The following is a 25,762-nucleotide window of genomic DNA, read 5'->3' as shown; positions in this document are numbered from 1 at the left end:
CATATATTTCGATAGAAGAACGTGTGAAGGAGGACAACACGATGAACCTCATTAAACAAATTGTGAACAAAAAATTAAATCATATTTCTACAAAAGAGTTATTGAAATATAGTAAAGAATACGAAGTTCCAATCACAACTGCACAAGCTGATAAAATCGTTTTACTTATGAAAGGGAAAAATATTAACATTTACGATAATACCGAGCGACTAGATTTGTTAAAACAAATCGCTAAAGTAACTTCTCCTGCCACTGCCCAACAAGTAAATACTTTATTTCAGCAACTATTAAAATAAGGAGGGGAAAATCCCCTCCTTATTGTGCTTTAATTTTTTCAAGAAGTCCTTCATCAAAAGTACCATTTTTCAGCATTTCGATTTCTAATTTATATGGTGGCTTCTTATCTTTTTTATCTTCACCTACATACGGTGTTTCAAGAATTTTTGGTACTTGCTGTAGTTGCGGGTGATGCACAATGTGATGCAATGCCTTATAGCCAATATGACCAAAACCAATATTCTCATGACGGTCTTTTCCAGCTCCGCGTACATTTTTGCTATCGTTAATATGAAGTACTTGTAAACGATTAATCCCAACAATTTTATCAAATTCGTTTAACACACCGTCAAAATCATTTACAAGGTCATAACCTGCATCATGCGTATGACACGTATCAAAACATACAGATAATTTTTCATTATATTTCACACCATCAATAATTTTCGCAATTTCTTCAAAGCTACGACCGCATTCTGTTCCCTTTCCTGCCATCGTTTCTAGCGCAATATTAACCGTTTGTTCTGGCGTTATTACTTCATTAAGCCCTTTAATAATTTGTTGAATACCAGCATCTGCTCCTGCACCAACGTGAGCTCCTGGGTGAAGAACAATTTGTGTTGCTACCCCTAATGCTGCCGTTCTTTCAATTTCCATACGTAGAAAATCAACACCTAATTGGAACGTCTCAGGTTTCGTCGTATTCCCAACATTAATAATATACGGAGCATGGACGATAATTTCCTCAATACCGTTTAGTTCCATATGTTTTCTTCCTGCTTCTATATTCAATTCTTCAATTGGTTTTCTTCGTGTATTTTGTGGCGCACCTGTATAAATCATGAACGTTGTTGCACCGTATGAAACAGCCTCTTCACTTGCTGCTAATAACATCTTCTTACCACTCATTGAAACATGAGATCCTATCTTTAACATACAATCACCTCTTCAATATACAATAGATATAATGATAGCATAATTTGTAGAAATATGTAGCGAATTGTTTGTTCACACAAAAGGCACTACATAAATTAAACAGACTATTTAAACAGTCCGCACTCTATACTTAAATTAACCCAATAAAGTGAAACTTTAGTCAACGTTTTTTCTACCCCTCACTAATTATTAGTCTGCATTAATCGACTTTCTCTCAAGTAGTGAGATAAAAAAAAATAAGGGAAATCCCTTATCTTTTTTTATTGCTATATTTTTTCTTCACTTTGTCACGTTCTGTTGCAAGTTTTCGTTTATAGTTTGGTTTTACTTTTTTCGGCTTTTTAACAACTTTTGTTGCCATAACATCTAGTCCATCATTTGGTTTTTTACGGCTCTTACGACGACGACGGTCACCTAAATCCGCCCATTCATCTCCGCGTAAATCTACATGCTTAAACTCAATATTACGTTGTTTTTCTAAGCTATCTAATGCTTCTTCGTTTGCTGGATCATAAATCGTCACTGCAATACCTGAATGACCCGCACGTGCAGTTCTTCCAACGCGGTGAACGAAGAAATCTAAATCTGATGGAAGTTCATAGTTAATAACATGGCTAATTCCTTCAATATCAATACCGCGTGCCGCCAAATCTGTTGCGACAATGTATTGGAACTCTAAATCACGAACTTGTTTCATCATTTTTCTACGATCACGTGGTGATAAATCACCGTGTATACGTCCTACTTTTAACCCACGTTCTGCTAATCCATCGGCTACTTCGTCAGCCTTCTTCTTTGTGTTTGTAAAGACAATTGCTAAATATGGTTTAAATTGAAGTAGCATATTTTTCACTAATTCAGTTTTATTACGGTGTCTTGAAGGCACAAGGTAATGATCAATATTTCCTGCTGCAACTTGCTTCGGATTAATATGAATATGTTCTGGATTCTCCATATATTTCTTCAAAAATGGTTTTAATTTTTGAGGAATTGTTGCAGAGAAAACTAACATTTGCAGATTTTTAGGCATACGTGCCGCAATTTTATCTACATCTTGAATGAATCCCATATCAAGCATTAAGTCCGCTTCATCGACAATAATAGTATCCGCTTTATAAACAAATAGCGCCTTTTCTTCTACTAAGTCTTTAATACGTCCTGGCGTTCCAACTACAATATGAGGTTGTTTTTTCAACTTTTCAATTGATCGTTGTTTATCAGTTCCACCAATTAAACAGCGTGCTGTAATCATTTGATCTTCTGCACAGAACTTTGTTAGTTTCACAATTTCTTGATAAATTTGTTGTGCTAACTCACGAGTAGGCGCTGTAATAACAAGTTGTACTTCTTCACGACTTGCATCAATTCTGTTTAATGTAGGAAGTAAGTATGCATGTGTTTTCCCAGAACCAGTTTGGGATTGTCCAATTATACTCACACCTTTTTTCACGACCGGGAAAATTTTCTTTTGAATTCCTGTCGGCTCTGAAAAGCGTAGTTCACGAACTGCATCTATTAAAAATGGTTTAAAATCATACTGTGTAAAAGTTTGTAGTGTCATAAGTTACACCTTCTTTCTAAAATTTCTACTGCGCACAAATCAGTCAAGTCTACATTATATCGAAATCTACAAGTAAAATCCATCTTTAGTTTAGGTTTTTATCTCAAAAACTAACCTTCTTTCCTTCCATTGCATATTGTATGTGTATATACCTAACTGAAGAAAGGAGGATTCCTCATATGTATCCGAAATCCCCAATAGGGCCAATGTATCCTAATCAAGGACATCATTCTTATACACCATACCCAATTCCACAACTACCACCGATGGCACAAAAAAAGAAAAGTTTTCTTTCTAAACTCTTTAAAAAACACGATCCTACGGAGCCTTTCATGCAAATGGTCCCTCCCTATCGACAAATGGAAGGACCACCGATGATGCACCAGCAGCAACCGTACCAACAAAGGCAATCATACCAGCAACCGTACCAATCACAGCAACCATACCAACAACCGTACCAGCAACCGTACCAACCACAGCAACCATATCCCCAACAAATGATACCCCCTCAAATGTATGAAGCAAACGAAACGCGTGGCGCTGCAACAACTACAGCTGCGGCGACATCTAGCAGTGGCATCGGAAGTTTTTTTTCTAACCTAATTGCGAATCCAACTAATATGATAAATAATATCGAAAAAGTATCACAAGTTGTTCAATCTGTAGGACCTGTCGTTGAGCAATACAGTCCAATTATGCGTAATCTACCCAGCATTGTTAAAATCCTCACCTCTGGAAAAAGCACGGAAGAAAAGCAAAATGAAAACGTACCAGACGAAGTTAATGAGGTTAAAGTCGCTACTCCACCACCTCCACAAAAAAAGAGAAAAAGAAAAAAAATCGTAATAGAACCAGTAGTAGAAAAAGAATTACCAGAAGAGCCTGTTCAACAAATAGCAACAAAACCAAAACTATATGTGTAACAATCCTTTGTTTTCTATCTCCTCCTCCTTTATAATGTAATGGACTATGCACAAAAGTATCCCTTGTTTAGAAGGAGAGGATTACTCACATGAAGATTGTTAAAATTTCCCCTCGTGGTTATTGCTACGGCGTTGTTGACGCGATGGTTATTGCACGTAACGCCGCATTAGATAAATCATTACCGAGACCCATTTATATTTTAGGTATGATTGTTCACAATAAGCATGTAACAGATGCTTTCGAAGAGGATGGCATCATTACATTAGACGGTCCAAGTCGATTAGAAATTTTAGATAAAATCGATTCTGGTACTGTTATTTTCACTGCACACGGTGTTTCTCCAGAAGTTAAACAACGTGCAAAAGAAAAAGGTTTAACGACAATTGATGCAACTTGTCCAGATGTTACAAAAACACATGACCTTATCGAAGCAAAGAAAGCTGAAGGATACCATGTCATTTATATCGGCAAAAAAAATCATCCAGAACCAGAAGGCGCAGTTGGCATCGCACCTGATATCGTTCATCTTATCGAAAGAGCTGATGATTTAAAAACACTAGAAATTCCAACGGATAAAATTTTAGTTACGAATCAAACAACAATGAGTCAATGGGATGTTCAACATTTAATGGAGGACATTCAGAAAAAATTCCCAACAGCAGAATTCCACAAGGAAATTTGTTTAGCAACTCAAGTTCGCCAAGAAGCTGTCGCTAAACAAGCTGATGTTGCAGATTTAACAATTGTTGTCGGTGATCCGAAAAGTAACAACTCAAACCGTTTAGCACAAGTATCACAAGAAATCGCTGGTACGACAGCATACCGCGTTGCAGACGTAAGTGAAATCCAATTAGAATGGCTACAAGGTGTAGAAAACGTAGCTGTTACAGCAGGTGCTTCTACTCCAACGCCAATTACAAAAGAAGTTATTGCTTTCTTAGATCAATATGACCCAATGAATCCAGCTACATGGGAAAGAATTCGAAAAGTACCACTTCAAAAGATACTACCTCGTGTAAAAGTGAAAAAAGAACAATAATAAAAACCGTTGCCTACATGAGCAACGGTTTTTATTTTTCTTATACAAATGTGAACGGATCCGTATGTAACTGTGAAGCATGAATTTGTATATTGAAATTCTTTTCATCTACTTTGGCTTGCAATTGTTTTTGTACACCTTGCTTCATTACTTTTTCAACGTTATGTCCTGGATCGACTATATTTAAACCAATCATCATCGCATCGTGAGCAACATGATAATACATATCACCTGTTACATATACATCTGCTCCTTTAAATTTCGCTTGGTTTATATATTTATTACCGTCACCACCAAGTACAGCTACTTTACGCACCTTATCATCTAACTTTCCAACAACTCTTGCACCCTTTACATGTAATGATTGTTTCACATGTAAAGCAAACTGCTCAAGCGTCATTTCTTCTTGTAAATACCCTATTTTACCAAGACCTAATGTTTCACCTTTATTATCAAGCGGATATACATCATATGCCACTTCTTCATATGGATGGGCTGCCAACATCGCTTTAATAACTTTTCTTTGTAATGAAGCTGGAACAATCGTTTCGACACGCATCTCTTCCACACGTTCTAACTGCCCAGTTTCTCCGATATAAGGATTTGTACCTTCTTGAGGGATGAACGTACCTACCCCTTCGCTACCGAACGTACAGTGGCTATAATTACCGATATGACCTGCCTCTGCATCTCCAAGAGCTTTGCGCACTTCTTCTGCATGGGTTACTGGAACAAATACAACAATTTTTTTCATTTCTTCTGCATATGTAGGAGCTAATACTTCTGTATTTTGTAACCCTAACGCATCAGCAAGTAAATCATTTACCCCACCCTTAGCAATATCTACATTTGTATGCGCTGCATACACCGCAATATCATTTTTAATACACGTTTCAATAATTCTTCCGTACGCCTTATCTGTATGAATCGCTTTTAATGGATTAAAAATTAAAGGATGGTGCGCTATAATGATATTCGCTCCTAATTGGATCGCCTCGTCCACAACTTCCTCAGTTACATCTAACGCGATTAATACGTGCTGTACAGGTTTATTAAGCGCTCCAATCTGTAAGCCAATCTTATCCCCTTCCATCGCTAAATGCTTCGGATACATGCCTTCAAATAAAGAAATAATTTCATGGCCATTTGGAATTTTACTCATGATAAAACCTCTCCTATCATTTTCATTTTCGCTTCTACTTCTGCACGCTTCGCTTTCTTCTCTTCAGACTCTGCTGCACGCTCTAACTGTTTTAAAATATTTTGGAAGTTTTTCAATTCCCCTTCCCATTTTTCAACAAAAGCTTCACTTTTTTCTTTTATTAAAAATGGCCCCATAAACAATTCAGTTTGTTTATTTTCAGAGTAAGGTACCGCTATATCTCCTCGCTCTCCGACTAAAATCTCGTAAATCTTTCCGTCCTCTATTATAATTTTCTCACGGATAAGCTCCCATCCATTTTCAATAAACCATTCACGAATATGGTGTGCTGCAATATTCGGCTGTAAGATTAAACGTGTTACACCTTCTAATTTTTCTTTACCACTTTCTAAAATGTCACGAATTAACGCTCCACCCATACCAGCAATCGTAATAACATCTACTTCTCCTGGTGCAATAACAGCTAATCCATTCCCTTTCCGAACGTCTACTTTATCTTGTAAGCCACTTTCAGCTACAGTTGCTTGTGCAGAGCGAAACGGTCCATCTACAACTTCTCCTGCAACTGCTTTTGTAGCAATATTATTTATAATTGTATAACACGGTAAATACGCATGATCCGATCCAATATCAGCTACTGTAGAGCCTACCGGAATCTCCCTCACAACTTCTTCTAATCGTTTCGAAAGCTTTACTTCATTCATGTATTTCCATTACTCCTTCTCTTGTCAGTCTGTCTCCATGATAATGAATTTATAGTAGTTGTTGCAAGTCCATAACAACACTTCAATTCTCTATTACTAATCGTATTTTAGAAAGTATAGAAAAACAAGCCTTTTGCACAAAAGCAAAAGGCTTGTAATACGAAACTTTATTTTTTCTTCGATAACCAATCAGCTACTTTCGTTGCTTGATCAGCTGGAATTAAATTAGCTGGCATATTTCCTTTTCCTTTTGAAAGAACTTCTTTAATTTCATCTTTCGAAAGTTTCCCACCAATTTTTTGTAAATTAGGTCCTACCGCCCCTTGTAACTGATCACCGTGACAGCTCGTACAGCTTTGCTTTACAATATCCTCTGGCTTTGATGCTGTTTGTGCTGGTTTCCCACCATTTTTTGCATCAGCTAACTCTTTAGATTTATTTAGCCCCTGAAATGAAAATACAAACATAACGATAATACCTAATGCTGCAATAAGAGCGAACGGAATCAACGGATTACGTTTCATATCTCTTCTCCCCCCTCTATACCGCTAAATAGTTAGATGATTCAGTCATTTATATTGTACTTGAAAACGCTCTATCAGAAAAGAGCAAACTACTACTTGTTAAAAATATTCCGTAAATTCATTTTATTGATTTTCACTATTATATCGCATATTATTTCGATAATTACTAACGTTTCTCATCATATTTTTTACTTTTCTACATATTATTTTGTATAGAATAAACAAAATTAATCGAAAAATCGAAAAATGAGCATTTGCAAATCAAAAGACAATTCTGTAAAATAAATTACAAGAAATTGTAATCGTTGCCGATAGATAATTTTTAACAAAAATTAACAAAAGAAAAAAGTTTACTTCACAATCGTGAAGTAAACTTAAAATAACCTACTCTAAGAAATCCTTAAGACGTTTACTACGGCTCGGATGTCTTAATTTGCGAAGTGCTTTCGCTTCAATTTGACGAATACGTTCTCTCGTTACGCCGAATACTTTCCCAACTTCTTCAAGCGTACGAGTTCGTCCATCATCTAAACCAAAACGAAGACGTAGAACATTTTCTTCACGATCTGTTAGTGTATCTAACACATCTTCTAATTGTTCTTTTAGCAATTCATACGCTGCATGGTCCGCAGGCGATGTTGCTTCTTGGTCTTCGATAAAGTCACCTAAATGGGAGTCGTCTTCTTCACCAATTGGTGTTTCAAGAGAAACTGGCTCCTGTGCAATCTTTAAGATTTCGCGTACTTTTTCTGGAGCAAGATCCATTTCTTCACCAATCTCTTCAGGAGATGGTTCGCGTCCTAAATCTTGTAATAATTGACGTTGTACACGAATTAACTTATTAATGGTTTCAACCATATGAACTGGAATACGAATTGTTCGCGCTTGGTCTGCAATCGCACGTGTAATAGCTTGGCGAATCCACCAAGTTGCATACGTACTAAATTTAAAACCTTTACGATAGTCGAACTTTTCAACCGCTTTAATTAGACCCATATTTCCTTCTTGGATTAAGTCTAAGAAAAGCATACCGCGGCCCACGTAGCGCTTTGCAATACTTACTACAAGACGTAAGTTTGCTTCTGCAAGACGGCGTTTTGCTTCTTCATCGCCTTCTTCAATACGTGTTGCAAGTCGAATTTCTTCTTCAGCGGATAGTAAGTCAACTCGACCAATTTCTTTTAAGTACATACGAACAGGGTCATTGATTTTCACACCTGGTGGCACACTTAAATCATTGAGGTCGAATTCTTCTTCCGTTTTTGTAATTTGGCGATTATTAGGACCTTCGTCGTTGTCATTGTCACCAACTAAGTCAATCCCTTGTTCACCTAAATATTCATAGTATTCATCCATTTGATCGGATTCAATTTCAAACCCATTCATGCGTTCTGCAATCTCTTCATATGTAAGAACGCCACGTTTTTTTCCGAGCTCAGTGAGTTGTTCTTTCACTTGCTCAAGGGTCATTTCAGTTTCAATTTGTTTAGAACGAGCTGGTTTATCAGCCATCTGTTCCCCTCCTTACGCGAGATACAAACATTCATTATACTAAAATTTTATCGAAAAAGCTATTTTCTTGCTTTTTGACTTTGTAAATATGCCACATAATATTTAGCAGCCTCTACAGGATCTGTTTTTTCCATTTGTTTTACTTTAAAGATAATTTCCATCTTTTCAAGTTTTTCTTTATGGCGTCTTAACGCCTCCAAATGACCTTGTAACGCTTCTTCTGTGTACTCTGGATTAATAAATTCATCCGTCGAAATATCAGTAATAATATTTTTCAACTTTTCATCAGAGAGCCAACTTAAAAATGTTCCGACTGAAGGTTCATTTCCCTTTTCATAATATGCGTATAGTTCATATAAAATCCCTTTATGTTCTTCTGTATAAAAATCTTCTATATGAGGTTCCATACGTACTGTCACTTCTGCACTTTGCAACATATGGTAAATAATTTCTCTTTCTGCCCTTTCAAAACCTGTTAATTTCGGTTTCGTTTGAACAATTTGAGATGGCTTAGAAACCTGCTTTATTTGTTTTTGCTGTACCTTTTGTTCTTTGCGATATTGGTGCAATTGATTCAAAAGTGTTTCCATTGAATACGAAAATTCTTGCGATAATGATTTTAAATATGATTCCGCCTGCATCGCATCCTGTAGCAATGATAACTCTTTTAAAACACTTTTTACATATTCTTCTTTGCCAGACTCATCTTGCAAATTTTTCCCTAAGCGCAAATAATTTATTTTGAAACCAACAAAACTTATACTTGATTTCACAAGATTTTCAAAAGCGGTTGTCCCATATTGTTGCACATATTCATCAGGGTCAAGCTTATCTGGCAAGGGTGTAACTTTCACTTGGCAACCAACTTGCAATAGTAATTGCCCTGCTTTCATCGTCGCTTCTCGCCCTGCTTTATCACCATCATAGCAAAGAACAACAGTTTCAACGTTACGTCGCAGAAGTTTCGCTTGTTCTTCAGTTAAAGCTGTTCCCATTGTCGCAACAGCTTCTTCCACACCACTTTTCACCGCGGCTAGTACATCGGCATAACCTTCAAAAAGGACAACCTGCCCACGTTTTCTAATAAACGGCCTTGCTTGGTGGAAATTATACAACAGCTTACTTTTGTAAAAAATCGGTGTTTCAGGACTATTCAAATATTTCGGAGTGTCATCTCCTAATGCCCTTCCACTAAACGCTATCACCTTACCTTGTAAAGTATAAATCGGAAACATAACTCTTCCGCGGAAGCGGTCATAATGACTGCCATCCTTCTCACTTCTTACAAGAAGGCCAGCCTGTTCCATACTAGATAGCGACAAACCTCTTTTTTGTAAAATTTTCGTCGCTGCATCCCAAGCTTGTGATGCATAACCAATTTCAAATTTCTCAATCATCTCTTTTGTAATACCACGTTTTAATAAATATGAAAGTGCTTCATTTCCTTCTTCTGTATTTACTAATAAATGATGATAGTACTTTTTCAAAAGTTCATGAGCCTGTTGCATGATGACAGTGTCATCAGATATGTCTTCTTGTTGTTGTTGTCCTTGCCCTGATGTATATTCTGCAACTGCAATTCCATTTCTTTCGCCAAGCTTTTGAACAGCCTCTGTGAAAGCAAGTCCTTCCATTTTCATAAGAAAAGAAAATACATTTCCACCTTCTCCACATCCGAAGCAATGAAAAATTTGCTTATCAGATGAAACAGAGAATGAAGGGGAATTCTCACCATGAAATGGACAAAGGCCGAAATAGTTACGCCCCTGCTTTCTAAGTTGAACATACTCACCAATCACTTCTACAATATCGGATGATGTCCGAATCTGTTCAACAACTTCTTCAGGAATTCTGTTCCCCATAACTCCATCTCCGTGTCGTATTTTGTATTCGATATAAATTAAAAAATTCCTTTATAATTCGACAATATTTTTCTAAATTTGTTAGAAAGTACTGTCGATCACATTGTGTAAACGATTTTGGACCTTTCGTATAAGTCCCCAGTCTGCGTAAATTCGCAGATACATACTACTATATAAAATTGTATCCATTTGCTCAACTGTTACAAATGTATCTCTTGGAGACAATACATATACTCCTTTTTCACAAGAAGACTAGCAAGAAGCACTATAGCCTGTATGATCATGAGATCTGTAGCTGTTGCATGTTAATAAATATAACAGTCAACTTCATCTTGCTCAGAATCTACATAGACCCAATTACCTTGCTGTTTTCTTGAACGATGAGCATAGGATGCGACAAACAAAATTTCGACATAAAATTTTGTTCCAACTTGCACAATTGCATTCTTCACGGGATACGCATCTGCATCAAATAATATCTTATCTGATGTTTTGCATATTTCTGTATTCTACATCCCTTCTGTGAATCCTTCCATAATGTGCGTTTTCTTGTCTAGATTTTGTCGATTTAACGTAAATACATGTCTTTTTCGAAAATCCTATCCCTAGTTTATTCTGAAAAATTAAAGTCTAAACGTAAAATATAGGTTTTTATCACAATTTTTTATTATAATATATTTTCTTCAACTACGCTACATATCCCTTTAATTTTCATCTTACACTTAAAGATAACGAAATCGTTCCTTTAGCATAATTAAAAAACAGAAGAATATAAGTATAACCATTCCGCTATATTCTATTACTAAGCCGAAAGTTCATGCTCTACTTCGCATCTTCCTCTAACGCCTTCTCACGAGCGAAAAAAGCACATTCACCTTTGGTAAATGTGCTAAAACATTTTTTGGTTTTGCACTGCATTCACAATAATATTTGCTGTTTCTTCAATTGCCTTATTCGATACATCAATCACTTGACAATTTATTTTACTAATTACTTCCTCAAAATGATCAATTTCTTCTTGAATACGATTAATATTTGCATATGTTGCTCCATCACTTAATCCAAGTGATTTCAATCGTTCTTTTCGAATATGATTTAACTTATCTGGTATAATTTTCAAACCGAAACATTTTTCTTTTGCCACTTGATATAATTCCTCAGGCGGATCCACTTCCGGTACAAGTGGTACATTAGCAACTTTCAAACGTTTGTTATGCGCTAAATATTGTGAAAGTGGTGTTTTTGATGTACGTGAAATTCCAATCAACACGATATCAGCTTTTAAAATACCACGTGCATCTCTACCATCATCATACTTAACTGCAAATTCAATCGCTTCAATTTTTTTAAAGTACTCTTCATCTAATCTTCGAACGACACCTGGCTCATACCTTGGTACTTGCCCTGTAATTTCTTCAATTTGATCGATAAGAGGTCCGATAATATCGTATGCCTCTACTCCTTCTTTTGCCGCTTCTGTCAATAAATATTGACGCATATCAGGCTTTACTAACGTAAAACAAATAAGCGCTTGATTGCTCTTGGCAATCGAGATTACTTCTTTTAATGTCCCTGTATCTTCTACATACGGTACACGCCTAATATCAGGAGCGAATGGGAACTGTCCCATTGCCGCTCTAACAACCAAATCAGCCGTTTCTCCTACAGAGTCAGATACGACATATACGATTTTATTATCCATTACATTACCTCACTTTAAACAAATTACACTTATTCGTTATTTACTAAATTTACAAACGCACGTGTAATATTTGTTTTTGTAATTCGTCCAATCACTTCTAAACCTTGTTTCGTATCCTTCACAACCGGCATCGCATCAATCTGTCTTTCTATTAATTCCATCGCAATATCATATAAAGAATCCTCCCTGCGACACATCGCAATGTTTGGCATCCTTGTCATGATAATATTAACCGGAAGAGAGGTTAAATCCTGCTTTCCTAAGCTAGCTCGTAATAAATCTTTACGAGATACAACGCCAACTAATAAAGTAGCTTGATCTACAACAAATAATGTACCAACGTCCTCTAGAAACATAGTACAGATTGCATCGTATACTGATACATTTTTATCAATTACAGCCGGTCTAGATTGATAATCTTGCACTTTAATTTTCTTAACAGCTTCAGATAATAGCTGTCCCCCGGTTTTACCCGTATAAAAATAACCTACACGTGGACGCGCTTCTAAATAACCAGCCATCGTTAAAATTGCTAAGTCTGGTCTTAGCGTTGCACGTGTTAAACCCAATTGCCCAGCAATTGACTCCCCTGTAATAGGACCGTGATCTTTTACAATCTGAATGATATGCTCTTGCCGTTTATTCAGCTCTATGATAATCACCACCTTTAATGCACAACGAAAAAAGTTATACTATCTCTTAAATATTATATACTAAATATGCTATTCGAAAAAGAAAGTATGTAAAAAGGACCGTATACGGCCCTTTTTATATTTGAAACTTATCAAGTTGTTCCAAGAAACGCCTTGTTTTCAAATAAATCCCACAATATTCATCATAATATGTATTCAATACTGTGCGCATTTGTTTTTTTGTACTATCCTTCACCGATACATTACCGAGCCGGTGTAAATCAAAGTGAAAAAAGAGACGTAATAATTTATGAACAGCCTCTCCCACCGGAATACGATACGGATCTTGTTCCGCATGACGCGAGCACAGAAAACCGCCTTCTCTGACAGAGAAGGCGACAAAATCTGTTTCTTGATGACAAATAGCACATGTATCAAAGTACGGGTGCATCCCTAATACCGGAAGCATTTTCGTTTGATAAATTAATGATAATGCTTCTGGGTCAACACCCTCACACATATAATGCAACGTTTGATATAACATTTCAAATAAATACGGATTATGCTTCTTATCTTCTGTTGCTTTATCAGTTAATTCGATAATAAATGATGCATAAGCAGTTAAAAATATATCCTCGCGAATTTCTTTCATAGATGAAATAATCTCGCCTTGTTGCAAAGTTCCAAGTCCAGATCCAATTTGAATAAGAAAATGACCATGTGTCATAAGTTGCGAAATAGCCGCTAACCGACTCTTCGGTTTTTTCGCCCCTCTTGCCATTGCACTTATCTTACCAAATTCCCGTGAGTATATTGTAACAATCTTATTTGTTTCTCCGTAATCTGTTGTACGGATGACAATGCCCTCAACTTTTTGAAACATGTTCGTCACCATCCAAGGTTTGAACAAAACGGGTCAAGAAATTGGAGAGTCTAGATGCGCTAACTCCTCTTCATGTTGATCCATCTCATCGTTTACGTCTTTTTCCATTTCTTTCAAAAGCAAATACGTTTCAATGCTTCCTGTTTTGGAGAAAAACTTCCAGGTAAAATCTAGCATAAGAATCCACCTTTCTCAATAAGCGTAGCCTATAAAGCAATTTCTTTTGTTGTTATTAAATTGACCCATTTTGTTCATTTTCATGTGAGAAAAATTTTTCCTAATTTATCAAGGTTCATAAAAACCAATAATCAGTGGATGAACAAAACACCCACTGATCACAACTTTACTTCATATTAATACTCGTCTTCACGGAAACCAAGGTCACGAAGCTGTGACATCTTATTACGCCAATCTTTTTGCACTTTCACCCATACTTCTAAAAATACTTTAGAACCAAGAAGTGCTTCAATGTCAAAGCGAGCTCGCTTACCGACTTCTTTTAACATCTTCCCTTGCTTACCTATAATAATTCCTTTTTGTGATGCACGTTCAACAACAATCGTTGCGTTTATATAAACCGCTCCGCCCTCACGCTTTTGAATTGCATCAATAACAACCGCTACAGAATGCGGTACTTCTTCACGTGTTAAATGTAATACTTTTTCACGAATAAGCTCTGAAATAATAAATCGCTCTGGATGATCCGTTACTTGATTATCCGGGTAATATTGCGGTCCTTCTGGTAAATACTTTTTAATTGCTCCGATTAACGCTTCAACGTTATTACCGTCCAATGCAGAAATTGGCACAATCTCCGCGAACTCATATAGTTTACGGTATTGATCAATTAACGCTAATAATTGCTCTGGATGAACTTGGTCAATTTTATTAATTACTAAAAATACCGGTTGTTTCGTTTCTTGTAATTTCTCAATAATAAATTCCTCACCACGACCATATCCTTCAGTTGCATTGACCATAAACAGAACAATATCAACTTCTTTTAATGTCGTTTGAGCCATCTTCACCATGAAATCGCCTAGTTTATGTTTAGGTTTATGTATTCCTGGTGTATCAATGAAAACTACTTGTGAATCATTTTCTGTATATACACCTTGAATTTTATTACGAGTTGTTTGTGGCTTATCGCTCATAATGGCAATTTTTTGGCCAATAATACGATTTAAAAATGTAGATTTCCCAACATTCGGTCTGCCAATAATAGAGACAAAACCTGATTTATAACCTTTTCTATTCATGTAAATCCTCCGCTAAAAATGCTCCTGGTAACAATTCTCCGACTGTTGTCTCTTGAACATCACCATGTAAGTTTGATAGGTATACTTTCGTATCCTGTTTACATAATTCTACCATAACTTGTCGACATGCTCCACAAGGAGGTACCGGACGCTTTGTATCTGCTACAACTGCAATAGCTACAAACTCGTTATCTCCTTCAGAAATCGCCTTAAATAACGCTGTTCTTTCTGCACAGTTGCATAAACCATATGATGCATTTTCAACATTACATCCACGATATATTTTTCCATCCTGAGTTAGTAAAGCTGCACCTACTTGAAATTTAGAATATGGTACGTACGCTCGTTTACGCGCTTCGGTTGCTTCTTGAATTAATTGTTTGCTATTCATATTCCCGCATCCTTTCCGTTCACAGATGTGAATAGATACACTCTTTCATTAAAGGCCTTCACGGCGCTCCCAAAGCTTAATAAAAACTTCGGAATGCAACTATACCATATACGGTAAAAAGATAATAGCACCAATTACAGCAGCTATAATTGCAAACAATAAAACTGCCCCCGCCGCAACATCCTTTGCAATTTTTGCAAACGGATGAATATCGGCGGTTGCTAAGTCTACTGTTTTTTCAATAGCCGTATTCACCATCTCTAAACTCATTACAATCCCTATCACAATAAGTAATACAATCCATTCCGTTGTTGTAATATGGAAATAAAAGCCGCAGCACATAACAATGACTGCGGCTAAATAATGAATTTTCATATTTCGTTCATGACGAAGACAAAAGTATATACCAGCTATAGCATATCCAAAACTATCTAAAAGTTTTCCTTTTTTCATCGTCCTAATCCAAATGCCTCTAAAATTTCTTTTTGTCTTCCAAACATTTCTTTTTCATCTTCTTCTGTCATATGATCATAACCAAGCAAATGCAAAAAGCCATGTAATGCTAAAAACCCAAGTTCTCGATCAAAAGAATGTCCATATTCTTCAGCTTGTTCTTTTGCTCTTGGAATAGAAATAATAAGATCTCCTAACATACGCGGCATCTCCGCACCGACAATTTCCATTTCGCCTTCTCCCATTTCTTCCATGGCGAAAGAAATAACATCCGTAGGCTGATCCTTATCTCGGTAATCACGGTTTATTTCACGAATACGTTCATTATCTACAAATGTAACCGATAATTCTGCGCCTTCTTCTATGTTCTCCATTTGGGCTGCTTTCTCTACTAAACCTCGAATCAAACTTATATATTCATCTTTCACTTCTTCTGTTTCATCAATAAAATCAATTAATAAACTCATTCTTGCTCCTTTTCTTCCGGCGGTTCCGGATATGTAATACGGGAATGGAAAATACCATTTAACGTTTCACATAACGTTTTTCCAACGATTTGTAGTTCCTTAAATGTCAAATCACATTCACTAAATTGACCATCTTGCAAACGATCTCTAATGATACTTTGCACTAAATTATTGATTTGATCTGGCGTTGGATGATTCATTGAACGTACCGCCGCTTCTACACTATCAGCAATACCAACGATTGCCGACTCTTTAGAAGTTGCTTTTGACCCTGGATAGCGGAACATTTCCTCAGTATATTTCTCTTTATCTTCTTTAATCGCCTTATAGTAAAAATATTTAAGTAACGTTGTACCATGATGCTGTCCAGCGATATCGATAATTTCTTGAGGTATATGGTGTTCTTCTAGCATTCTCACCCCATCGGTTACATGAGCAATTATAATATCTTTACTCGTTACAGGGTCTAATCTATCATGCGGGTTTTCAATTCCCATCTGGTTTTCAATAAAAAACTGTGGTTGTACTGTTTTCCCTACATCATGATAATACGCCCCTACACGCGCTAATACTCCGTTCGCTCCAACTGCTTCACATGCAGCTTCTGAAAGATTAGCTACCATTACACTATGGTGATATGTACCTGGTGCTTCTAATAAAATTTTGCGCAAGAGCGGGTGATTCGGACTTGAAAGTTCCATCAACTTCATACTCGATACAATCCCAAGGCCACTTTCTAAATACGGTAAAATCCCCATAGCTAGAACAGAAGAGATAATCCCTGAAACTGCAGCCATTAATAATTGTACCCCAATTTCAAGAGGCGAAAAGTTCCCATTTCGCAATAATAACAACGCCGCTAATACGACTACATTTAATACAGAAACGAGTATACCAGCTTGTAAAATCATCGTACGACGATTTTTTTCTCTCAAGAAAATACTAACTGATAATGAACTTAATAAAACATAAATCCCCACACTATAATTCAGTGTACTCGTTACACCTTCATTAAACATAATACTTCCGCATACAGAAAAGATCATACTCGTTAAAAATACAAATCGATCACCAATCATTAATTTTACAAGTATTGTTCCCATCGCAACCGGAACAACATACGCGATTCCTGCATATTCAAGCTTTTGAAACAAACTAATGATTTTCATTAAAACAATCGTGATAGACAAAATTGTGATATACGCTAAAACATACGGCCTATCTTCTCTTTTTCGCTGTAAAAACACTTCAAACTGCTTATGCATAAAGTACAATAACACACAAATAAGTACAGCCAGACCAACATAAGGTTGGAAGGTATTGCCCTTCTCTAACAATCCAGCTAACTTCAACTGCTCATATGCTTCTCGTGAAATCGTATCGCCTTCTTTCACAAGAACTTGCCCTTGAAGGATAAAAACTGATGCAACTGAATCTTCCGCTATTTTTTGACTATCTTTCGTCGCAGCTGAATCATAAAAATAGTTCGCTGCAATCGCATACTTCCCTAGTGCATTCACCGCAACTTTTAAATCACTGCTTATACCTACGCTACTCATTTCAGTAACAAATCGTTCTCTTGCAACTTCTTCTTGATCCATCTTAATGTGTTCACTCATAATTTTATTAACCGCTGTTACAGCCGCATCCTTCGACAATGACAATTGACTTGAATCAGCATTAATAAATTTCAACAATATTGAATCTGTTAAGCTTTTCGCTAAATCTGTTGGTAATTTCTTCTTTAACTTGTCCAATTTGTCCACATCAGAAATTTTTCTATACTCGTCTGGGCCAGTCGACTTAGCCTCTGCCTCTACTTCACTTACCGCATCAAAGACGGAATTTACAATATCCACTTTATTTTGCTTATATTCGCTTTTATATGTATATTTATCCTCAACCTTTTGAGCGGCTTCTTTTTTCTTTTTCGCTGTTGCGGCTTTATCTTCAATTTTAATAGGAGAGTGAATTGTTTTTTTAGCAATATCGAGCTCTTTAACATCTAATTGCTCTGGTTTCACATTATTCATAAGTGCAAAAAACAGTACTGCTCCTAATAAAACGTAAGAAATCCAACTTAGTTTTTTCGAATGTTGTAAATTACGAAACCACTTAGAAATTTCTTGAGATTTTGACATGATTTCAATACCTTCTCCTCTCCAAAAATAAAGTGAAACTATTTATAGCTTTCATTTCTTCCAGCCAACGATGCTTTTTCGGACCATATTTTTATAGACCATCACCTATAGTTTATTTCCCTCGTCTTTAATGATAGTAAAAAATATGTCATTCGCCAACCTTATCATACAAAAAGAAATGATCCTGACAAATAGGATCATTCCATTTTATCATATGCCTCAATAATGCGTTGCACTAACGGGTGTCTCACAACGTCCGTTTGTTCCAACGTAATGAACGAAAGACCTGATACACCAGATAAAATATTAGCAGCAATAGAAAGACCTGACTTTACCCCTTTTGGCAAGTCTACCTGTGAGGGATCTCCCGTAATAACCATTTTCGAACTAAAACCTAATCGTGTTAAAAACATTTTTATTTGAACACCAGTTGTATTTTGCGCCTCATCTAATATAACAAATGAATCATCAAGTGTACGCCCTCTCATATAAGCAAGAGGTGCAATTTCAATTACACCACGTTCCATCATACGTTGTGTATATTCTTGTCCAAGAATATCATGTAACGCATCATATAGCGGACGTAAATACGGATCTACTTTTTCTTTCAAATCACCTGGTAAAAACCCTAAGCTCTCTCCAGCTTCTACAGCAGGTCTTGTTAAAATAATTTTCTTTACATACCCTTGCTTTAAAGCTCTCACAGCCATTACTACGGCTAAGTATGTTTTTCCTGTCCCAGCAGGCCCTATCCCAAATACAATATCATTCTTTTTCATTGCATGAATATATCGTCTTTGCCCCATCGTTTTTACACGAATGGATTTACCTTTTGCCGTTTTAAAAATTTCCTCTTCATATAACTCTTCGAATTGAGCAATTTTCCCTTGTTGCCCAAGCTGAATCGCATACGCAACATCTCTTTCCGAAATTGATACACCTTTACGGATAACAACAAGTAACTGTTGTAAGATTTTTTCTACGAGCACCACAGTTTCATCTGCCCCAGATACACGAACAGATTCTCCTCTAGTCACAATCGATACACTAAGTTCTCGTTCAATTACTTTTAAATGAGCATCATTTACCCCAAAAAGAGCGATTGCTTCGTTAGGGTTTTCCAATTGTTGGTTCATTTCTACTAATTGTTCTGCCATTACTCAGTCTCCTTGAATATCGAATTCAGATATTGGTTGTGGCTCTGCAATATTTTCAATCACTGTATAATGTAATGTGACCTTTAGGTGATCCGCCTCAACCTCTTTACTCAAAATGTTATCACTTACAATCATAGCATGTTCATCCAATTTTTTCTTCAGTTCTTTTTCTGCCATCTCTTTCGCTACTTTCATTGCTTGTTTTTCGGTATATTCTCGGTTCGCTTCTTCCTCTTCTCGTACAATATCTTTCTCGTATGCAACTGGTAATGTAAATCCAAATAATTTCACATCATGTTTTACACTTTCAGTACGAGAGCGTTTATACTTATCCTGTTGAAATCCCCATATTTTTATTTTAGCACTCCCAAATTTAAGAAAATATTCATTATACGAATTACCAGTATACACTTGAAATTGCGTCTTTAACGGAACATCCACCTCAGATTTGTACCACGTTTCTCCATATACAATCCCTTTAGCCGAAACAATTGTCGGATTCTCCTCATTACCATACATCCCCGAGACGAGAAGTTGCCCCTTTTCTACATGGTCATTTTTCATGACAACAGGCTTCCCAACTTCCACAAATGTTTTTGTAATAATCCCTTCTTTTTTCGCCACTAAGTTTTGTGGCTGTTGTTCACTTTCTTTTTTCGGTTCATTTTTTTCAACAATCTTAAAATGATATGTTGTCCCTCTTATTTCTAATCCCGCCCAAGTAATCGCATTAATATTGTCTGTCAAATGACGTTGAACATCTTCTACACTCGGCATTTGGAACTGTAATTTCCCTTTTTTTATACCCATTTTGTCCAATTCTTTCATCAAGATATATTCCGTTTCAGGTTTTGCTCCTGTAATTTCAATTTTCCACACCATATTTGACAATGCGATCATTCCGAAAAAAAATATTAAAAACCCAATTAAAAATCCACTATTTTTAATTAAACGCTTATTCCAAAACGGAAAACCGTAACGTCCAATAAAATATAATTTACATTCATTTTTTCTATAAATTGGTTTTATCTTTTTCACATCTCGTAATAACATACAAAAAACCAACGTTTCATCAGCTATCTTCTTTACATCCCAAACGAGTAATTTCCTCCGCACACACTCGTTAACAAAGCGTTCCGCTCCTCTACCTTCAATTCGCACCTTTACATACCCAAGCCATTTTATAAACCATTTATTTTTCATCGACTATCTCCACTACCTTTCTAAAAGTAGATACACTACTTTTCAATTCGATTATCAAACTAGCTCGTACTAAATTAGCAGATTCCTTGACCCTCACTAATTATTAACCTTCACGAGCCAGTTTTTTTACGCGGAACTCAATTCCCACCTATCCTCTTTGTACGAACCGAATATTGAGGCCAGAACGTTATCACCTGTTAATACAAGGTAACGAAGAAAAACTTCACAAACGGAAGTTTCTCTTCACTCCTCTTTCTTTTCATTTTCTAAAAACGTCACTTGTTCAATAATCCCTTCAAGCAACAGTTCTTCTGGAAGGATTGTTTTAATAACAAAGGATTGACCTTTAATTAATAATTGACCATGTTTCAATAGCAATCTTACCTCTTTATCTGAAAACACTAATAATCCTCGATGATTTTCTATATAGATATGTACTTGCCCAACAAGCGTGATCCGAGGTAGATCCATTAACACATCCACTGGCAGGTCTATTTGCTTCGTTAACCAATTCTTCATTTGTTCTAATTTCTTCATCTCAAAAGACCCCCTCTCATCCCATATGTATGAAAAAAGAGCTTGTAATATCACGTCCAAACTGAAAAAAGCATAAAAAAACGTCTCATACGAAATGAGACGCTTTTTTATGCTAATAGCTGTATAACCAGCTTATTCACAAGTGATCCGTCTGTTTTACCTTTTACTTTCGGCATAACAGCAGTCATCACTTTACCCATATCTGCTTTAGATGTAGCACCAACTTCAGAAATAACTTGCTTAATTATACCCGCTAGTTCTTCTTCTGTTAATTGCTCCGGCAAATATGCGTTTAAAATCTGAATTTCACTTTGCAGTTTATCAACAAGGTCTTCACGACCAGCTTTTTTAAATTCAAGGAGGGAGTCCTTATACTGTTTTACTTCACGAGCTAAAACTGTTAATTCCTCTTCTTCAGTAAGAGTATGTTGCAGTTTAATACCTTCATTTTGTAAAGCAGCCTTAACCATACGAATAACGGTTAATTTTTCTTTTTGTTTATTCTTCATCGCTTGTTTCATATCATCGTTTAAACGACCGAGAAGACTCATAACTTACACCCTCTCTTAGAACTTACGCTTTCTTGCCGCTTCAGACTTCTTCTTACGTTTTACACTTGGCTTTTCATAAAACTCGCGCTTTCTTGCTTCAGCAAGTGTACCAGTTTTAGAAACCGACTTTTTAAAACGGCGAAGTGCATCCTCCAAAGACTCGTTTTTACGAACGACTGTTTTTGACATTCTCTTTCCCTCCCTCCGAAACATCACACTTACATACTAAGTTCAGCATGCAAAAAGAAACACTTCTTCAGCATGTCTTTTACGATTATAATACATTTTATCACTTCAGGTCAACTATTTGTGACAGAATAAAAGAAGAATTGATGCTCTTCCTTTTTCAAAAACTATGTTGATAGCCGTTATCTCTTCCTCTAGAAATAAATATTTTTTTATCACTGGATCTTTTTTATACAAAGATACGCTCAAAAATCAATCATTTAACAAACAACCCACTGCATCTTCTTCCAATACTTAACTTCTCCATGAATGAAAAAGCATGCAAACCCTTGTCGTTTGCATGCTTTTTATCCCGCTATTTGTGGGCAGTAAAACTCCCACCTCAAAATTCGGCTGGAGCAAAGAGGTTAGGTGGGAGTCGGGCTGCCCGTAAACGCCCAATTGGTGAGGGCTAATAATCAGTGGGGGATGAACAAAACCCCCCACTGATTAAAGTTTCACTTTATTATGCGCTTGCTGATTCTTTTTTTACATCATCTTCAAGAACACGAACAAACTGCGCTTCGTTATATGGATAACCAGCTTTTGTAATTTTCACTTTTACTAGCTTACCAATCAATTCTTCAGATCCTTCAAACACAATTTTTAAGTAGTTATCTGTATAACCTACATATAAACCTTCACGGTCACCATCTTTAAATGTCTCTTCCGGAATGATTTCAAGTACTTCACCTTCAAATTTAGAAGCATACTCTTTCGCTAATTGATTTGATAGCTCAATTAGACGGTGAACACGATCGTTCTTCACGTCTTCAGGAACTTGATCTTCCATACGTGCTGCTGGAGTACCTGTACGTTTCGAATAAGGGAAAACGTGTAATTCAGAGAAACGATTCTCTTTAATGAAATTGTACGTTTCCATGAATTCCTCTTCTGTTTCGCCTGGGAATCCAACAATTACGTCTGATGTAATCGCAAGACCTGGTAACGCTTCTTTCAAACGATCTAAACGCTCTTGGAAAAATTCCATCGTATACTTACGGCGCATACGTTTCAATACAGTATTAGATCCTGACTGTAATGGAATATGCAAGTGACGTACAACTACTTCTGATTTATCTAACACTTCAATTACTTCATCAGAAATTTGACTCGCCTCAATAGAAGAAATACGAAGGCGTTTCAATCCGCCTACTTCCGCTTCCATATCGCGCAGTAATCCAGCTAAGTTATACTCTTTTATATCTTCACCGTATCCACCTGTATGAATACCTGTTAATACGATTTCTTTATAGCCCGCATCTACTAATTGCTGCGCTTGTTTAATAACTTCTTTTCCATCACGAGAACGCATTAAACCACGCGCCCAAGGAATGATGCAAAATGTACAGAAGTTATTACAACCTTCTTGTATTTTTAAAGATGCACGTGTACGGTCCGTGAAATATGGTACATCGAGCTCTTCATATACACGTGTTTTCATAATATTGCGGACAGCATTAATTGGTTGACGCTCTTTACGGAATTCTTCGATGTATCCTAACATCTTCTCACGATCTTGCGTACCAACAACAATATCTACACCTGGAATCGCCATAATTTCCGCTGGAGATGTTTGTGCATAACATCCAGTTACACAAATTACCGCATCTGGATTTTGACGTACAGCACGTCTAATTACTTGACGGCTTTTTTTATCTCCAGTATTCGTTACTGTACATGTGTTAATAACGTATACATCAGATTTTTTTTCATATTCAGTTCTTTCATAACCACCTTGTTTAAACAATTGCCAAATCGCTTCTGTTTCATAGTGGTTTACTTTACAACCTAACGTGTGGAACGCAACAGTTGCCATTGATTATCACCCCATCAATTCAAAATGATAAGAAGCGGCACTTAACGCATAAAGCGGAGCCGTTTCTGTTCTTAAAATTCTTGGTCCTAAACTACATGGTACAAATTTATGTTCACGAAGTGCGGTTATCTCTTCCTCCGCTAAACCGCCTTCTGGTCCAAATACAATCAGCAGCTTTTGGCCTGGTTTAATCGTCGCTAAAGCTTTCGCAAAATTAGATTTCTCACCTTGTTTCGCTTCTTCTTCATACGCAACAAGACAAACATCATACTCGCTACTCATCGACAGCAGTTGTTTAAATGATGAGGGAACGTGTACTTCTGGAATTTCACTTCTATGCGATTGTTCCGCAGCTTCTTTTACAATTTTTTTCAAACGCTCAACTTTTTTATCTGCTTTTTTCGCATCCCACTTTACAATAGATCGAGATGCTTGAAATGGTAAAAATGCAGCTGCCCCAAGCTCAGTTCCTTTTTGAAAAATTAACTCTAGCTTGTCTCCTTTCGGCAGTCCACTTGCAATCGTCACGAACACAGGAAGTTCGCTTGACGCCTCTACCCATTCTACAATAGTGGTATCCACAAATTCACTGGTAATTTCAGCAATTGAACACTCTGCTGTTTTACCATTTACACAGCAATAAATGTGGTCACCAGCTGACATACGCATCACTCTTGCGATGTGATGGACATCATCACCCATTATGCGAATACTTGTCTCATTTACATATTTCTCTTCTACAAAATAACGTTGCATATAATCACCTTAGTAGAGTTTCGTTCCTTTCGTAAGTCAACACTTACGAAAAGAACGAAACGTTATCATTTTCATATAACAAACGGCAAGTCCCTCACCTTATACGGTGAGAGACTCCCCTGTTCTTTATAGACTAAAATCTATATTACGCATTTCGTGCAATAATTGCTACCCAATCTTCCATTCGAAGTACTTCTTCAATTGAAAATCCAGCTGTTTCTAACGCTTCAGAAATTACTTTTTCTTTCGCCCCAATAATACCAGATGTAATAAATAATCCACCTGGCTTCACAACTCTCGCTGCATCTTCAGGGAATAGTAGAATAATTTCCGCTAGTAAATTTGCTACGATTAAATCAACTGGACCTTCAATACCTTCTAATAGACTATTCTGTCCAACATTGACAATGTCATCTGTTTTATTTAAGCGCACATTCATTTCTGCACTTTCAACTGCAACTGGGTCTAAATCATACGCTTGAACAGAAGCCGCACCTAATTTTGCCGCAGCAATACTAAGTACCCCCGAACCTGTCCCCACATCAATCACAGTATCACCTGGCTGAACCGTTTTTTCTAACGCACGAATACACATCGTCGTTGTTGGATGTGTCCCTGTACCAAACGCCATACCTGGATCTAATTCAATAATTTTTTCATCTGGAGAAGACGGTGTATACTCTTCCCACGTCGGCACAATTGTGAATGTATCAGAAATTTGAACTGGATGATAATACTTCTTCCAAGCAGTAGCCCAATCTTCCTCATCGACTTCATTAATTGTAATAGTTCCTTTACCAATTTCGATGTCGAAAGATGGTAGTGCATCAATAGATGATTTTACACCTGCAACCGTTTCGTGTAAAGAATCCGTTTGTGGGAAATATGCTTTTACCAAAACACCCTCACTTGGATATTCATCTGGGTTAAGTGCATAAATCTCACCGTATTGTTGCTTGCGCTCTTTCGTCAACTCCGCTGGGTCCTCAATCGCAACCCCGCTAGCGCCTGCTTCATGCAAAATATGAGAGACAGCTTCTACTGCTTCTTCTGTTGTATGAATACTAATTTCTGACCATTTCACAA

The 25,762-nt window shown here is 36.7% G+C and carries 27 protein-coding genes; 3 read left to right on the top strand and 24 right to left on the bottom strand.

Features of this window, described 5'->3' with window-relative positions; genetic code table 11:
* Nucleotides 1-41: 41 nt before the first annotated feature.
* Nucleotides 42-296, top strand: a complete 255-nt coding sequence (locus ACFVQC_RS03125; protein ID WP_377889302.1) for a DUF2624 domain-containing protein — start codon at nucleotides 42-44, stop codon at nucleotides 294-296.
* A 19-nt stretch (nucleotides 297-315) separates the two neighbouring features.
* Here ACFVQC_RS03125 and ACFVQC_RS03120 read toward each other — a convergent pair whose 3' ends face one another.
* Nucleotides 316-1,212, bottom strand: a complete 897-nt coding sequence (locus ACFVQC_RS03120; protein WP_377889304.1) for a deoxyribonuclease IV — start codon at nucleotides 1,210-1,212, stop codon at nucleotides 316-318.
* Between the two features lie 250 nt (nucleotides 1,213-1,462).
* The gene (locus tag ACFVQC_RS03115; protein WP_377889306.1) at nucleotides 1,463-2,773 is read right to left on the bottom strand and encodes a DEAD/DEAH box helicase; all 1,311 of its coding nucleotides are present in this window, start codon (nucleotides 2,771-2,773) and stop codon (nucleotides 1,463-1,465) included.
* 179 nt (nucleotides 2,774-2,952) lie between these two features.
* Between ACFVQC_RS03115 and vrrA the strand changes: the two genes are divergently transcribed.
* Both vrrA and ACFVQC_RS03105 read left to right on the top strand, forming a co-directional pair.
* Nucleotides 2,953-3,696, top strand: a complete 744-nt coding sequence (gene vrrA, locus ACFVQC_RS03110; protein ID WP_377889308.1) for a VrrA/YqfQ family protein — start codon at nucleotides 2,953-2,955, stop codon at nucleotides 3,694-3,696.
* Between the two features lie 89 nt (nucleotides 3,697-3,785).
* The gene (locus ACFVQC_RS03105; RefSeq protein WP_128280925.1) at nucleotides 3,786-4,736 is read left to right on the top strand and encodes a 4-hydroxy-3-methylbut-2-enyl diphosphate reductase; all 951 of its coding nucleotides are present in this window, start codon (nucleotides 3,786-3,788) and stop codon (nucleotides 4,734-4,736) included.
* 40 nt (nucleotides 4,737-4,776) lie between these two features.
* Here ACFVQC_RS03105 and ACFVQC_RS03100 read toward each other — a convergent pair whose 3' ends face one another.
* From ACFVQC_RS03100 to prmA, 22 genes are all read right to left on the bottom strand, one after another.
* Nucleotides 4,777-5,898: a Nif3-like dinuclear metal center hexameric protein gene (locus ACFVQC_RS03100; RefSeq protein WP_377897408.1), complete on the bottom strand. Its 1,122-nt coding sequence runs from the start codon at nucleotides 5,896-5,898 to the stop codon at nucleotides 4,777-4,779.
* On the bottom strand, nucleotides 5,895-6,602 hold the full coding sequence (locus tag ACFVQC_RS03095; RefSeq protein WP_002145708.1) for a tRNA (adenine(22)-N(1))-methyltransferase: 708 nt from the start codon (nucleotides 6,600-6,602) through the stop codon (nucleotides 5,895-5,897). The genes ACFVQC_RS03100 and ACFVQC_RS03095 overlap by 4 nt, the downstream gene beginning before the upstream one ends.
* Before the next feature lie 167 nt (nucleotides 6,603-6,769).
* Nucleotides 6,770-7,126, bottom strand: coding sequence for a cytochrome c550 (gene cccA, locus ACFVQC_RS03090; RefSeq protein ID WP_002015178.1), 357 nt, complete (start codon nucleotides 7,124-7,126; stop codon nucleotides 6,770-6,772).
* Nucleotides 7,127-7,510: 384 nt separating this feature from the next.
* A complete protein-coding gene (gene rpoD, locus ACFVQC_RS03085) occupies nucleotides 7,511-8,638 on the bottom strand; it encodes an RNA polymerase sigma factor RpoD (protein ID WP_000764062.1) in 1,128 nt (375 codons plus the stop codon).
* A 59-nt stretch (nucleotides 8,639-8,697) separates the two neighbouring features.
* Nucleotides 8,698-10,500: a DNA primase gene (gene dnaG, locus ACFVQC_RS03080; RefSeq protein WP_098777165.1), complete on the bottom strand. Its 1,803-nt coding sequence runs from the start codon at nucleotides 10,498-10,500 to the stop codon at nucleotides 8,698-8,700.
* An 889-nt stretch (nucleotides 10,501-11,389) separates the two neighbouring features.
* Nucleotides 11,390-12,202 (bottom strand): pyruvate, water dikinase regulatory protein, encoded by an 813-nt coding sequence (locus ACFVQC_RS03075; RefSeq protein WP_002015180.1) that lies wholly within the window; start codon nucleotides 12,200-12,202, stop codon nucleotides 11,390-11,392.
* A gap of 29 nt (nucleotides 12,203-12,231) precedes the next feature.
* On the bottom strand, nucleotides 12,232-12,864 hold the full coding sequence (ccpN, locus tag ACFVQC_RS03070) for a transcriptional regulator CcpN (RefSeq protein ID WP_002015181.1): 633 nt from the start codon (nucleotides 12,862-12,864) through the stop codon (nucleotides 12,232-12,234).
* 106 nt (nucleotides 12,865-12,970) lie between these two features.
* The gene (gene recO, locus ACFVQC_RS03065; protein ID WP_377889315.1) at nucleotides 12,971-13,717 is read right to left on the bottom strand and encodes a DNA repair protein RecO; all 747 of its coding nucleotides are present in this window, start codon (nucleotides 13,715-13,717) and stop codon (nucleotides 12,971-12,973) included.
* A gap of 33 nt (nucleotides 13,718-13,750) precedes the next feature.
* Nucleotides 13,751-13,894 carry a YqzL family protein gene (locus ACFVQC_RS03060; protein ID WP_000883924.1) on the bottom strand — a complete coding sequence of 48 codons (144 nt, stop codon included), beginning with the start codon at nucleotides 13,892-13,894 and terminating at the stop codon, nucleotides 13,751-13,753.
* 176 nt (nucleotides 13,895-14,070) lie between these two features.
* Nucleotides 14,071-14,976 carry a GTPase Era gene (gene era / locus ACFVQC_RS03055; RefSeq protein ID WP_002160449.1) on the bottom strand — a complete coding sequence of 302 codons (906 nt, stop codon included), beginning with the start codon at nucleotides 14,974-14,976 and terminating at the stop codon, nucleotides 14,071-14,073.
* Nucleotides 14,969-15,367, bottom strand: a complete 399-nt coding sequence (locus ACFVQC_RS03050; RefSeq protein WP_002111886.1) for a cytidine deaminase — start codon at nucleotides 15,365-15,367, stop codon at nucleotides 14,969-14,971. Before ACFVQC_RS03050 ends, era begins: the two co-directional genes overlap by 8 nt.
* Nucleotides 15,368-15,466: 99 nt before the next feature.
* Nucleotides 15,467-15,820: a diacylglycerol kinase family protein gene (locus ACFVQC_RS03045; protein WP_377889318.1), complete on the bottom strand. Its 354-nt coding sequence runs from the start codon at nucleotides 15,818-15,820 to the stop codon at nucleotides 15,467-15,469.
* Nucleotides 15,817-16,287: an rRNA maturation RNase YbeY gene (gene ybeY, locus ACFVQC_RS03040; RefSeq protein WP_002088675.1), complete on the bottom strand. Its 471-nt coding sequence runs from the start codon at nucleotides 16,285-16,287 to the stop codon at nucleotides 15,817-15,819. Before ybeY ends, ACFVQC_RS03045 begins: the two co-directional genes overlap by 4 nt.
* Nucleotides 16,284-18,428: an HD family phosphohydrolase gene (locus ACFVQC_RS03035; RefSeq protein ID WP_002145706.1), complete on the bottom strand. Its 2,145-nt coding sequence runs from the start codon at nucleotides 18,426-18,428 to the stop codon at nucleotides 16,284-16,286. The genes ybeY and ACFVQC_RS03035 overlap by 4 nt, the downstream gene beginning before the upstream one ends.
* A gap of 197 nt (nucleotides 18,429-18,625) precedes the next feature.
* Nucleotides 18,626-19,585 (bottom strand): PhoH family protein, encoded by a 960-nt coding sequence (locus tag ACFVQC_RS03030; protein ID WP_002015189.1) that lies wholly within the window; start codon nucleotides 19,583-19,585, stop codon nucleotides 18,626-18,628.
* A gap of 3 nt (nucleotides 19,586-19,588) precedes the next feature.
* A complete protein-coding gene (gene yqfD, locus ACFVQC_RS03025) occupies nucleotides 19,589-20,788 on the bottom strand; it encodes a sporulation protein YqfD (RefSeq protein WP_002111891.1) in 1,200 nt (399 codons plus the stop codon).
* Between the two features lie 243 nt (nucleotides 20,789-21,031).
* Nucleotides 21,032-21,325 carry a sporulation protein YqfC gene (gene yqfC, locus ACFVQC_RS03020; protein WP_002088680.1) on the bottom strand — a complete coding sequence of 98 codons (294 nt, stop codon included), beginning with the start codon at nucleotides 21,323-21,325 and terminating at the stop codon, nucleotides 21,032-21,034.
* A 107-nt stretch (nucleotides 21,326-21,432) separates the two neighbouring features.
* Nucleotides 21,433-21,876 (bottom strand): GatB/YqeY domain-containing protein, encoded by a 444-nt coding sequence (locus ACFVQC_RS03015; protein ID WP_377889325.1) that lies wholly within the window; start codon nucleotides 21,874-21,876, stop codon nucleotides 21,433-21,435.
* Between the two features lie 15 nt (nucleotides 21,877-21,891).
* On the bottom strand, nucleotides 21,892-22,065 hold the full coding sequence (rpsU, locus tag ACFVQC_RS03010) for a 30S ribosomal protein S21 (protein WP_002088683.1): 174 nt from the start codon (nucleotides 22,063-22,065) through the stop codon (nucleotides 21,892-21,894).
* A gap of 502 nt (nucleotides 22,066-22,567) precedes the next feature.
* On the bottom strand, nucleotides 22,568-23,920 hold the full coding sequence (gene mtaB / locus ACFVQC_RS03005; RefSeq protein ID WP_002067163.1) for a tRNA (N(6)-L-threonylcarbamoyladenosine(37)-C(2))-methylthiotransferase MtaB: 1,353 nt from the start codon (nucleotides 23,918-23,920) through the stop codon (nucleotides 22,568-22,570).
* Between the two features lie 6 nt (nucleotides 23,921-23,926).
* Nucleotides 23,927-24,676, bottom strand: a complete 750-nt coding sequence (locus ACFVQC_RS03000; RefSeq protein WP_002015195.1) for a 16S rRNA (uracil(1498)-N(3))-methyltransferase — start codon at nucleotides 24,674-24,676, stop codon at nucleotides 23,927-23,929.
* Nucleotides 24,677-24,821: 145 nt separating this feature from the next.
* Nucleotides 24,822-25,760, bottom strand: coding sequence for a 50S ribosomal protein L11 methyltransferase (gene prmA / locus ACFVQC_RS02995; protein ID WP_002067162.1), 939 nt, complete (start codon nucleotides 25,758-25,760; stop codon nucleotides 24,822-24,824).
* Nucleotides 25,761-25,762 lie beyond the last annotated feature (2 nt).

The organism is Bacillus sp. NPDC057893 (genome assembly GCF_042796455.1).
GTDB lineage: Bacteria > Bacillota > Bacilli > Bacillales > Bacillaceae_G > Bacillus_A.
Note: the sequence above shows the minus strand (reverse complement) of the source record. Positions and strands in the feature narration are given on the sequence as shown.